9 protein-coding genes are annotated in these 12,434 nt (G+C 58.7%); 7 read left to right on the top strand and 2 right to left on the bottom strand.

Translation table 11 applies throughout. The annotated features are described in order from the left end of the window. Both AC0TNJ_RS11665 and AC0TNJ_RS11660 read right to left on the bottom strand, forming a co-directional pair. Positions 1-2,795 (bottom strand): autotransporter family protein (locus AC0TNJ_RS11665; protein ID WP_473771226.1); only part of this gene is annotated, 2,795 nt, incomplete at its 3' end. 439 nt (positions 2,796-3,234) lie between these two features. Continuing rightward, positions 3,235-4,173, bottom strand: a complete 939-nt coding sequence (locus tag AC0TNJ_RS11660; RefSeq protein WP_473771225.1) for a LysR substrate-binding domain-containing protein — start codon at positions 4,171-4,173, stop codon at positions 3,235-3,237. Positions 4,174-4,307: 134 nt separating this feature from the next. Here AC0TNJ_RS11660 and AC0TNJ_RS11655 point away from each other — a divergent pair, with 134 nt between their 5' ends. From AC0TNJ_RS11655 to AC0TNJ_RS11625, 7 genes are all read left to right on the top strand, one after another. After that, positions 4,308-5,207: a serine hydrolase gene (locus AC0TNJ_RS11655; protein ID WP_473771224.1), complete on the top strand. Its 900-nt coding sequence runs from the start codon at positions 4,308-4,310 to the stop codon at positions 5,205-5,207. A 35-nt stretch (positions 5,208-5,242) separates the two neighbouring features. Continuing rightward, the gene (locus tag AC0TNJ_RS11650) at positions 5,243-6,844 is read left to right on the top strand and encodes an ABC transporter substrate-binding protein (protein ID WP_473771223.1); all 1,602 of its coding nucleotides are present in this window, start codon (positions 5,243-5,245) and stop codon (positions 6,842-6,844) included. Positions 6,845-6,989: 145 nt separating this feature from the next. Further along, a complete protein-coding gene (locus AC0TNJ_RS11645) occupies positions 6,990-7,922 on the top strand; it encodes an ABC transporter permease (RefSeq protein ID WP_473767868.1) in 933 nt (310 codons plus the stop codon). Positions 7,923-7,984: 62 nt separating this feature from the next. Then, entirely contained in the window at positions 7,985-8,800 is an 816-nt protein-coding gene (locus AC0TNJ_RS11640) for an ABC transporter permease (protein ID WP_122000974.1), read from the top strand. Continuing rightward, complete coding sequence (locus tag AC0TNJ_RS11635; RefSeq protein WP_122000973.1) at positions 8,800-9,780, top strand: ABC transporter ATP-binding protein; 981 nt, start codon at positions 8,800-8,802, stop codon at positions 9,778-9,780. The genes AC0TNJ_RS11640 and AC0TNJ_RS11635 overlap by 1 nt, the downstream gene beginning before the upstream one ends. Then, positions 9,773-10,795: an ABC transporter ATP-binding protein gene (locus AC0TNJ_RS11630; protein WP_473771222.1), complete on the top strand. Its 1,023-nt coding sequence runs from the start codon at positions 9,773-9,775 to the stop codon at positions 10,793-10,795. Before AC0TNJ_RS11635 ends, AC0TNJ_RS11630 begins: the two co-directional genes overlap by 8 nt. A gap of 22 nt (positions 10,796-10,817) precedes the next feature. Then, entirely contained in the window at positions 10,818-12,356 is a 1,539-nt protein-coding gene (locus AC0TNJ_RS11625; protein WP_473771221.1) for a L,D-transpeptidase family protein, read from the top strand. Positions 12,357-12,434 lie beyond the last annotated feature (78 nt).

The following is a 12,434-nucleotide window of genomic DNA, read 5'->3' as shown; positions in this document are numbered from 1 at the left end:
TGCGCCTGACCGTCGACATAGAAGCCGGAATTGCCATACCAGGTGGCGGTTGCGCCAAGGCTCCAGCCATCGGTGCTGATCGCGCCATCGCCGTGGAAGGAGGACACATCACCCTTGGCATGGCCATATTGTCCGGTGATGCCAGCAATCAGCTTGCCGCTATCGCTCTCATAGAACTGGCCGTCGACACCGGCCTGCATGATGAAGGTGTTGATGTCCTGCTTGCCGCCGGTAACCGTCCGCGGTTCAAGGCGGTTATGTGCGCCTTCGATACGCGCCCACACGCCCTTGTCGTCAACGGCGGCACCTGTGTTTTGACCACTCCTGTAGCGCTCGCCCACACGTTCCTGCAAGGTCGGCAGCTTGTTGAGCGCCTGCATGTTCTGCAGATAGCCTTCATAGACGGGAACCGACGGGCTGTAACGCGCTGTTGGCGGCGGGCAGCTGCTTGTCGAATTGCAATCCGGATCGGCAGGATCAATTTGTTTGATCTCGCTCGTCAGATACCAGTTGCCGTCGTTCGGCGTATTCATGCCTCCCTGTTGCAACGTATAGGCATAGGCACCGCCGTGAATTGCCTGCTTGCCGTCCTTGGTCACGAAATCGCCCAGCAGCGAGAAGGTGCCGCCCGACTGGCCGCTGACATCCACAATTTTGATGCCGTTGACTGTCTGCGCGCCCAAGCCTCCCTGGCGGACAATCGCAACCTGCGTTGTACCGGACGTGTTGCCCCTTACCATGAGACGATCGGTTTGCGAATTGTCGCCGCCAAGCACGGTCGCCATGGAGAGCGTGCCGCCATTGCCGGTGTAATCGCCGCTGATCGTGAGCATTGTTCCCGGCTTTTCGCCAAACCGCACCAGACCGGCATTGGCCAGTGACTGAAGCGTCTGGTCATAACCGTTCAGATCGACGGTTGCGCCGCTCCGGACGCTGACAGCCGATGTCGGGCTGAGAGCATTGGCCGCTCCCGCACGCAAGGTGCCGCCTGATACATCGGTATTTCCCGTGTAGCTGTTGATACCAGACAGGGTTTGAGTGCCGCCGAGAAGCGTTATGCCTCCCGCGCCCTTGATCTCTCCGGCAAAAGTACCGGATGCATTGGTCAAGGTCAGCACCTCAGAGCCAAGTTCGACCACGCCAATGCCGGACAGCGATTGGATCGATGCGCCTTGCAGGGTCCCTGAAATATCGAACAGGCTATCAACCCGCACCTCGGAAGAGGCGGCAATGCTGCCGGAACCGGTGAGCGCAAGCGTACCCCCTGCGACTGCGGTCACACCGCCATAGGTGTTGACGCCCGTAAGCTCCAATATGCCATCACCGGTCTTGTTCAAGCCGCCGGGACCGCTGATCGCGCCATTGGCGGTCAGGGTGGTGGCGGAGGCAGTGTCGAAAACGGCATCGCTGTTGAGCACCATATCACGGTCACTGGCGAAGCTTGCCGTTGTCCGCAACGTTCCGCCGTTGAAGGTAAGGATACCTGCCACATCACCCAGACTTTCGTCCTGTGCGATGGATAGAATGCCGGATGTCAAAGTCCAGGGCGTCACCGCCGTCGTAGCGCCTGTCAGCGTCCAGCTGCTGGTTCCGGTCTTTTCAAACTGACCGAAACCGCGATACTGCGCATTGTCGCCAATGCTCGTTACGTCGAAGACGGCATCCGTGCTTCCGCCCAACATCAAACGGTCTGCGGTGCTGAACGCCTGAACATTGCCTGTAATGACAGAGCTTGACCATAATTCCAGAGAGTTGGTGCCTCCGGTAAAGGTAATCGCATTGGCCTGCGGACGGTTTGCGGCTGTGCCGCCAGCGTGGGCGCCGGTGATGCTCCCGGCGTTGACAACAGCCATGTCGGCGCCTTTGATGCCTTCACCCCCGATACCCACCAGCCCGACAGTTGGGAAGCGCAGACTACCGCCCGCGCCACCGCTGATGCTGCCGCCCAAAAGATTGGTTACGGTTCCGCCATTCAGCAAGACAACGCCAGCACCGCCGCCACCGGCACCCTGCAAATTGGCCCCGCCGCCGACGCCACCAGCAACGGAACCGCTATTGAGCACATTGCCTCTTGCGGACAGCACGATCGCCGCCGCACCACCGCCGCCGCCGGAATTTCCACTATGTCCACCAGTACCGCCAACAACGGTGCCGCCAGCGTCGACCTTCACATTGCCGCTGGAAAAAATGCCGACACCGCCGCCGCCGCCACCACCCGCTCCAAGCGCCGTGGTGTTATTCCCGCCGCCCGTGCCGCCGGTGACAACACCACCGCTTGCAACCGTCAAGTCCGCGCTGGCGCTGATGCCGACGCCACCGCCGCCGTGCCCGCCCGCGGAAACATTGCCTGGATCCCCCGCTGAACCTACCGCTGCCGGCCCCAGATGCCCGGTACCGCCGGAAACGGATGTCGTGATCGTCGTTTGGCTGGTGACCGCCTGTCCCATGACGCCCGTAGCGCCATAAGATTCAGCTTTCGTACCATTAGATGCAGCGCCCATGGAGCCGCCATGCGCGCCAAAACCTGTTTCCAGATTGACGCCGCCGCCGCCCCCGCTTCCGCCACCAAATGTTCCCGCCGATCCATCCTCACCGATCGCGCTCGCCTCAGAACCGTCAACGCCCCCTTTTCCCCCGGGGCCTGCGCCCACAATCGGCCGCACCCCGCCATAGCCGCCATCTGCAAATGCAGTGACAGGCGCAATAAAGCAGGAAATGGCTAGCGCCGTGGAAGATATGCCCCTCAACAAAGTGCGGGATGTGAGATTTATAACGCGTTTTGAATGAACAGACATGGCCCTACCTTGCCCAGTAGGCACCCATGTTGCCGCCTGGAACAGTCTTCATTTCGAATGTGAAGAGATGCCAAGGAGCACCAACTTGCTCCAAACGGTAATCACGTTGAGAATCGCCCCCAGTCCCCTTCAATGTGTATATATAGATGAGTAATGCTTACAGAATATTGATAATACTTGGCCGATCTCAGGACATTTTGCCGCAACAAAAGCTATTCGTTCAAATATTTCAGAAGGATGCCACTTTAGTTCACAATTTCCCGTAAAAATTGGAATTTAATTTAATTCACTATACTACCTACAATGCTCATTAGTACACTTCTACACCCCTATAGATAGTAAAAATCCGCGTGGAAAATCGCCGAAGCCCGGTGGAAACTGGTCATTTATGTCTCTAAACATCCGGGGCCGGGCCTTCTATTCTACAACCTGTGATACGCTACTGGTCGTTGATGACCAGGTTGCGCCTGACCAGCGCTTCCTGCGTTTCCGCACAGACTTGCGACAGGTGCGACAGCAACGCATGTGAACTGGCCACAATGGGACGGTTGATGGGCCGCAGCACCGACAGGACGAAATTTTGCGACGGCAGGAACGGCTTCAGCACCAGCCCCTGTTTTTCATAACTCAGTGCCGTCAGCGGATTGACGATCGAGATACCGAGCCCTTTGAGTACCAATTCGCAAACACTGTGGGCCGATTGCGTCGACAGGAACAGCCGCCGGTTGGTGCCAGCCATGTCAAAGACGCGCTCCACTTTCAGCCGATAAGGATCGCGCGCGCCCAGGCTGATGAAATTGAACCCTTCAAAGTCATTGGGTTCAAGATAGTCCTTCGTTGCCAGCGGGTGATCGCCGCGCATGACCGCCACCAGCTTGAAAGTCCACAACACGCGCGAATCCGCGTCATTCTCGGTATAGATATCCTCGATAAGGCCGACATCAAAATTGAAACCGGAGATGCTCGACTGGTTGCGCGGGTCAACCGTGCTGATCTGAAGAGTGAGATCGGGATGGGTTGCGTTGAGCCGCGCAACCGCTTCCGGCAAAACGGTCTGGGCAAAGGCTGGCAATGACGCGACCGTCAGCACTTCATCCGAGGCTTCGCGCAGGCGCGCCACATAATCATTGATACGGTCAAGGCCGATAAACGACGCCTGCACTTCCTGAAACAGTTTATGCGCGCGGGCGGTCGGCACCAGACGCTGCAACCGGCGTTCAAACAATGGAAAGCCGATATGTTCCTCCAGCCGCGACAGCTCTCGTGTGATCGTCGGCTGGGACGATCCCAGCGCAGCCGCAGCCGCAGTTACGGTGCCGAATTTCATCGTGGCACGGAAAATCTCCACCTGCCGCAAATTGATATGGTTCTTTTGCAATGCACAGCCCTTTTTCGCCCAAGCGCGAGTTTTCAACCCGACTTCATATCGTACATGCATAATGTTCCAATGCGATTTCTATATCAAAATGTAAAATTCCTTGGCTTAATCGGCCAAAAGAAAAAGGGAGCAACATGAGCGGCAACGTTCCTATTTCGGGGATTCATCCAGCCTCGCGCGCGCTTTCAGAAGCGCTTGCGCAGACCGGCGGGGCACTCGACGCAAGCAATGTCGGCGTTGCTGCCTGTCTCTACGATGCGCCGCTGCGATCCGTCGATCCGGGCCGGATCACCGATCTGGCATGGTTCGGCCACCAGCCTTCCAAAGCCTTTTATCCGGCCAGCGTCATAAAGCTGTTCTTTCTCGATGCCCTTGCCGCGTTTCGCGCGCAGGGATTGGTGGAGGAACATCCCGAAGATGACCGTGCTGCCGCGCAAATGATGGCCATTTCCTCCAACGAGGCGACCGTTTATCTGGTTGGCCGCCTGACCGGCGCCTATGATGGCGGCCCGCTGTCCGGCAAGGAGCTGGATGACTGGTGCGCAGCCCGCCAGCGGGTGCAGCAATGGTATTTGGCGCAGAACCGGAGCGAATTTGCCGGTATCAACGTTCTGCATGGCACCTATGAGGATAGTCCTTATGGGCGCGCCAGGCAGATTCGCAACGGTGAAAACGGCAATGTCCTGACGCCGCTCTCGGCACTTGCGCTGATGCATGACATTGCGCGCGGTGCGCGCGAGCGCTGCGAATGGATGCTGGGGCTGATGAACCGCGAATTTCAGCGTCGTTGCGACACGCCGCCGGAAGGCGATCAGGTGTCAGGCTTTCTGGTGGAGGGCCTGCCACAGAATGTCAGGACATGGTCAAAGGCCGGGCATACTTCATGGACGCGCCATGACCTCGTCTATGGGGAAACACCGGACGGCAGGAGTTTCGTGCTCTGCGTGATGTGCGACGGCCACTGGCCGGCGGATGACAAGACATTCCTGCCCAATTTCGCGCGGCTCTTTTACCGGCACGCCTATCAACAATAGCCCGAACCAAACCAATCAAGCAAAATGGGGGAAAAATGAATTACCGTTCCATATTGAAGACCGCGCTTCTCGCCGCGACGTTGTTTACCGCCGTTCCAGCCGCACCGTCCTGGGCGGACGAGCCGATGGCGGGCGGCACCCTGCATCTGGCCGCACCCTACGGGGCCGCGCTGAAGTCGCTCGATCCCCATGCCACCTACAACTCACAGGACATGGTGGTCTCCAAAGCCTTCCATCGTTCGCTTTACACCTGGGATTCAGCCAAGAACGCGCCCGCGCTCGATCTTGCCGAGCTGGTCAGCACCAGCGAAGATGGCAAGACTTTCACCTATAAGCTGTTCGACAATGTGTTCTTTCATAATGGCCGCAAGCTGACCACAGACGATGTCATCTGGTCCTATACACGCATCATGGACCCGGCCAAGGGTTTCCCCGGTGCAGTGCAGGTCGGGACTCTGGCAGGCGCGCAGGAATATTCGAAGGGCGAAGCCAAGGAAATCAGCGGCATCAAGAAGATCGATGATCGCACCTTCTCGCTGACCTTCAAGGATCTGACCGATCCGGGCACGCAGTTCTTCGAAGCCATCACCGCGATCCTGCCGAAAGAAGAAGTGGAAAGCGGCAACTTCCTCACCCATCCGGTCGGCCTTGGACCGTTCTCCTTCGTCGATCATGTCGAAGGCTCGAAGATCTCCGGTAAGAAATTCGACAAATATTACAAGAGCGGCAAGCCTTACGCCTATGCGGTAGAGTTCACCATTTCAGGTGACAACAGCGCCCTTGACATGGCATTCCGTGCGGGCGAACTGGATGCCACGGTTCTGTCTGAAAACGCCTATGTTCTCTACAAGGCCGACCCGGAGCTGTCCAAGGGGCTGATCGAGGTTTCGGAGGTGTTTACCCGTCACATGGGGTTCAACACCGAGAAGAAGCCGTTTGACGATGAGCGTGTGCGTCAGGCGATCAATTATGCGGTCGACCGCGATATCGTTATCCGCAAGCTGCTCAAGGACAAGGCCTATAAGGCCACCGGCTGGCTGCCTGCCACCTCCCCGGCCTTCGACAAGGACCGTGTCCCTTACGCATACGATCCGGCCAAGGCCAAGCAATTGCTGGCAGAAGCAGGCTATCCCGATGGCTTCGAAGTGACCGTTTCGGTTACTGACGGTACGTCGAGCCTGGGTGTTCTGGAAGCGATGCTCCCGTTCCTCAAGGAAGTCGGCATCAATGCCAAGGCAAAGGTGGTGGATTCGAACACATTGGTTGACGAGATGAATCAGGGGACGGCGATGGCCTGGTTCCGCTCGGCAGGAACGGGTCCCGACCCGCTGAATGCCCTGCGTTGCTTTGACAGTCGCGTCAGCCGCGCGGGTTGCAACCGCAGCGCCTTCAAGGACCCGGCCTATGACGCGATGCTCGATGCGGCGGCAGCCGAAACGGACACTGCCAAGCGTATCGACCTTCTCAAGAAGGCTGACGGCTATATCTTTGAAAAAGCTCCGGTGTGGTTCAACAATTACAACAAGGCGGTGGTGGCAACCCAGCCATGGATTCATGGCGTCGATGCCAATGTAACCGAAGCCGCCATCATCGAGGTGGATCAGCTCTGGCTGGATGACAACGCGCCGGGACGCTAGAGCGCATCCCGGAAAGCGCGGCACGCTTCAAGCGTTCGCCAGCGGCCTGTCCTGAGGCGGGCCCAAACACACAACAGGCTGGTCAGCCGGGTCAATCGTTCCCGTCGGCCGGCCTGTCAAAACCACACGATCCGCGGAAATTGACATGGTTATGGTGATTGGCAGGCGACTGCTGCAGGCGCTGGTTACGGTATTTGCCGCGATAACGCTGATCTTCTTTCTGTTTGGCGTCATGCCGGGCACATTCGTTACCTCGCTTGCTGGCGACAAACGCGATATCGACCCGGCAGTCGTCGAGCGCATCGAGAAGGAGCTGGGCCTCAAGGACCCGGTCATCACGCGGTTCGGCAATTATATCGGCGGCCTTGCCACCGGCGATCTTGGCAAATCCTTTTCCACCCAGCGCCCCGTCACGGCCATGCTGTCGAGCCGCATCGCCGCATCGTTCAGGCTGGCGGTTGCGGCCATTGGCTTTGCCGTCCTGATCGGGTTGCCACTGGGCTTTCTGGCCGCGGTGCGTCAAGGGACATGGCTCGACACTTCGGCCATGATCACAGCCGTGTCCGGCCTGTCACTGCCAGGTTTCTGGTTTGGCCTGTTGGCCATGTACTTCATATCGCTCAAACTCGGCTGGCTACCAACCTTTGGCTATGGCAACGGAAACCTCAGGAATCTGGTTTTGCCCGCCATCACGCTGGGCATCGCCCCTATGGCGCTTCTGGCACGCACCACCCGCGCTGCCGTTCTTGAAACGATGAACGCGGATTTCGTGCGAACGGCCAGATCCAAGGGCAATTCCGAATTCCGCATTGTCACCAGGCACATGGCGCGCAACGCTTTCGTGCTGGTGCTCACCACGATCGGCCTGCAATTCGGCTCGATGCTGGGCGGTTCTGTCGTCATCGAAAATCTCTTTGCGTGGCCCGGCATCGGCTCCCTGCTGACCCAATCGGTTTCCATGCGTGACATTCCGGTGGTGCAGGGCTGCATTCTGGTGATCGTGCTGTTCTTCCTGGCCATCAACACGCTTGTCGACATAGCCTATCTGCTGATCGACCCGCGCATCCGCTATCGCTGAGCCGCCATGAACAAACGCAGCTTGCCAACACCGTTTCAATTCCTACAGGACAGATAGCATCGATGTTTCGCTCCAATCTCGTCATAGGCATGACTATCTTTCTAACGCTTGTGCTGGTGGCGTTGCTGGCGCCTTGGATCGCCCATTACGATCCGGTCGGCAATTCCAATCTTCTCAATGCGGAAGAAGCGCCCGGTGCGCAGTTCTGGTTCGGCACTGACGAACAGGGCCGCGATATCTTTTCACGCATCGCTTATGGCGCGCGCATCTCGTTGCTGATCGGGCTTGCCGTGCAGATGATGAATACCTGCATCGGCGTCCTTCTCGGTCTTTCGGCTGGCTATCTCGGCGGCTGGTGGGATGAATTCGTGCAGGGGCTTACCAATCTCATGTTGTCCATTCCGACCATCGTCTTCGCCTTGGCGTTGATGGCAGTGCTTGGCCCCGGCCTGATCAGCCTGCTGATCGCGCTCGGCATGACCGATTGGGCCTATAGTTGCCGTATTTCGCGCGCGCAGGTGCTGACCCAGAAATCGCAGAACTATGTTCAGGCAGCCCGCACCATGGGCTTTGGCAAGTTCTACATCATGCTGAGGGAAATCCTGCCCAATATTGCCGGGCCGCTGATCGTGGTGGCAACCATGGGCATCGGCTCGGCCATCATGGCCGAAGCATCGCTGTCCTTCCTGGGACTGGGAGTTGTGCCTCCCGCGCCAAGCTGGGGCGGCATGCTGGCCCGGGCGCGGGAACAGCTGATGGTCGCGCCGTGGGTAGCCATATTTCCCGGCATGGCGCTGTTCATCACTGTTCTGGGTTTCAACATGCTGGGAGACGGCTTGCGCGATCTCCTGGACCCAACGGGGAGGTCGAAGCGCTGATGTCCGACGATGCAGTGTTGAAGGTCGAAAACCTTTCCATCGTGCTGAGTGCCAGGGGACGCGATTTCCCTGCCGTCAATCAGATCGACTTTTCCATCAAGGCCGGCGAAGTGTTCGGCCTGGTGGGAGAATCGGGATGCGGCAAGAGCCTGTGCGCCCTCACCATTGCCGGTCTTCTCAGCGCCCCCATGAAGGTCGCGCAGGGGCAGGTTCTGCTTGAAGGACAGGACATCAACCGCCTGTCCAACCGAGACCTTCGGCGCCTGCGCGGGGACCGGGTGGCCATGATCTTTCAGGAGCCGATGACCTCGCTCAATCCCCTGATGACGATCGGCGACCAGATTGGCGAAATGTTCGTCCTGCACAAGGGCATGAGCGCCCGGCAGGCGCGCATGAAGGCCATTGAAGCCCTTGAACAGGTGCAGGTGCCAAGCCCCGAACGGCGCATCAAGGATTATCCGCATCAATTGTCCGGCGGCATGCGCCAGCGCGTCATGATCGCCATTGCGCTTGCCTGCGATCCGGCCCTTCTGATCGCCGACGAGCCGACCACGGCGCTGGATGTCACCATTCAGGCGGAGATTGTCGAGCTGATCCTCGATCTGTGTACGCAGCGCGGCACAGCGGTGCTGATGATTTCGCATGACCTTGGTCTTGTGGCGCGCATGTGCGACCGGGTCGCGGTCATGTATGCCGGCCATATTGTCGAAGAGCGTCCGGCGAGCGAAATTTTCGCCAGTCCGCATCATCCCTATACGCAGGGGCTGGTTGCCTCATTGCCCCGGCTGGGCCGCCGCCTGCAGGAAGGCCGCACGCCGCTGACAGAAATCAAGGGCATCGTCCCCGGCCTGATGGAGCGCGATATCGGCTGCGGTTTCGCCTCGCGCTGCACGCGCGCCAGCGAGGAATGCCGCGAGATCATGCCATCGGTCACATCGCTTGGCGACGGCGGCTCAATCAGGTGTTTTCATCATGACTGAAACGAAGACGGGCTTGCAGCCCGAACCGCAAAACACGCAATCCCGATCAGCGGAGGTGCTCGCCGTGAAGGACCTCAAGGTTCATTACGGCGTCCGCGACGGCTTTCGCAAAAAGCTCCTGAAAGCTGTCAACGGCATTGATCTTTCCATCCGCGCCGGAGAATGCCTTGGTCTGGTGGGAGAAAGCGGCTGCGGGAAATCCACTTTCGCCAGCGCTATCATGGGGCTGGTTCCCATCACCTCCGGGTCGGTCTGCGTGGCTGGCCAGGATGTGCCGACCGCAGTGAAAAACAATCCGCTGGCCCAGGCCCGCAATGTGCAGATGGTGTTTCAGGACCCGTTCGCGTCCCTCAATCCGCGCCGCTCGGTCCGCGAGGCACTGGCTGCACCGTTGCGTCTTCATGGCATGAAAGACAGGGCCGAGATTGAAGCCAATGTGATCGACATGCTGGCCAAGGTCGGCATGAAACCGGAGACGGCTGACCGCAAGCCACACGAGTTTTCCGGCGGCCAGCGGCAGCGTATCTGTATTGCGCGCGCGCTTATCGTCAAACCTAAACTTTTGGTCTGCGATGAGCCGGTTTCAGCACTTGACGTGTCGATCCGCGCGCAAATCATCAACCTGTTGCTGGAGCTGAAAGACGAGCTTGGCATCGCGCTGCTGATGATCTCTCACGATCTGGGAGTGGTCGAACATATGAGCGATCGCATTGCGGTCATGTATCTTGGCCGCATCGTTGAGGAAGGCATCTGGAGCGATATTTTCACCAATCCGCTGCACCCTTACACGCAAGCCCTGATTGCCTCGATCCCCGATCCGTTGAATCCCGCGAAGCGCCAGCGCCGCATGCAGGGCGAAGCGCCCTCCCCGCTCAACCCGCCGTCCGGCTGCGCCTTTCATCCGCGTTGCCCATCGGCATTCGACATGTGTCGCACCGGCGACATCCCCGCCTTCACCCATCTGCGCGAACAGGCCAGCCACCGTGCCCGTTGCCATCTGTTAGAGCAAAGCTGATCCCATGCATCAAAATCCGTTTATGGTCGGAACACTTGAACAACCCACCATCGTTGTTCGCAGCGGGCATGATCCGCACAACCCGCATATCGGGCTATTGTCGATCGGCGACTGGACGGTCAAATGCGCCATCGGACGCAACGGCCTGGTTGACCCTCAGTTGAAGCGCGAAGGCGATGGCAGGACCCCGCGAGGCCGTTATCCGCTGCGCTACGGGTTCTATGATCCGTCCGTATTCGGTGATGAATTGCGCAACGTCGAATTTCCATTTCTGCCGAAGCCGGAAAACTATCGCTGGGTGGAAGACAGCGATAGCCCGTTCTACAATCAACTGGTCTTCGAAACCGATACCTCGCAGCCCTCGCGACGCGGTGAAGCTCTGTTCGACCTGATCATTCCGATTGGCTGGAACGATGCGGTGCCAGCTGCCCGCGGCGGTTCAGCCATATTTATGCATGCTGCGCGGCCGGATTTCAGCGGAACCGCCGGCTGCGTCGTGGTCGCCCATGAACATCTGCGCGAACTGGCGCATCGGGTATCTCCCGGCATGGTCATAGACATCGCGTCGATTCATGACCAACCAACGGCCTTGAAACCGCTTGTCGCCAAGCCGGTCCAATCGATCGAAAGCGTCACTTTCCATGGTTTGAAACCGGGGCCGCGCCTGATCGTCACCGGTTCCGTTCATGGCAACGAACCTTGCGGGCCCCTCGCCATCAGCCGGCTGATCCAGGAATTTCGCACCGGCCAGCGCCAGTTGCAACGCGGCACTGTCACCTTTGTACCGGTGGTCAATGGCCTCGCTTTCCGTAACAACACGCGCATTGGCGAACGCAATTTCAACCGCAGGCTGGCCGAAAGCGCCATTCCACAGGACAATGAGGATCGCATCGCCAATGTCCTCTGCCCGCTCTTTCGCGCCCATGACGTGCTGATCGATCTGCACTCTTTCAGTTCTGAAGGCGATGCTTTCGCGCTGATGGGGCCAGAGAACAATAATGGCGACCTTGAGCCATTCGCCTATGAGCAGGCCGAGGGAAGACTGGCAAAGGCGCTTGGCCTGCCGCTGGTCGTCTATGGCTGGCTGCCAGCCTTTGAAAAGGCCAACCAGCAGAAGCGGGAACTGGGCGTAACCGAAGACCTCTCGCCATTGCTCGGTGTCGGCACCACCGAATATATGCGCTTTGCTGGCGGCTATGGCGTGACGGTCGAATGCGGCCAGCATCTGGCTCCCGAGGCACCGCAGGTCGGATATGATTGCGTTATCAATGGCATGATTACGCTCGGCCTCATCGCCGACGAACCGGTGAAAATGCCTGTGCCGGCAGTGCTGGAAATTGCTGACGCCATCATGGCGGAACATGAAGACGATCACCTGATCAGGCAATTCAAGGCAGGGGAAGCAGTCGGGGCCGGTGAAATCATCGGCAAGCGGGCTGATGGCAGCGATATTCTCATGCCCTATGATGGTGCCATCATTTTCGCCAGCCTGACATCGCCAGTCAACACTGAGCTTTGTTTTGTGTGCAAATGGAGCACGCGCTTGCGGGATAATCAATGACGTGACGGCTTGGAAATATCCCGCCCCGGATGCTGTCAGCCCCGGTCACCATAAAGAGCTCGATCATCACATCACCAA

It is taken from the genome of Ochrobactrum sp. PL_is483 (assembly GCF_055816855.1).
The sequence above is the reverse complement of the archived record's forward strand: the minus strand, read 5'-3'. Positions and strand labels throughout refer to the sequence as shown.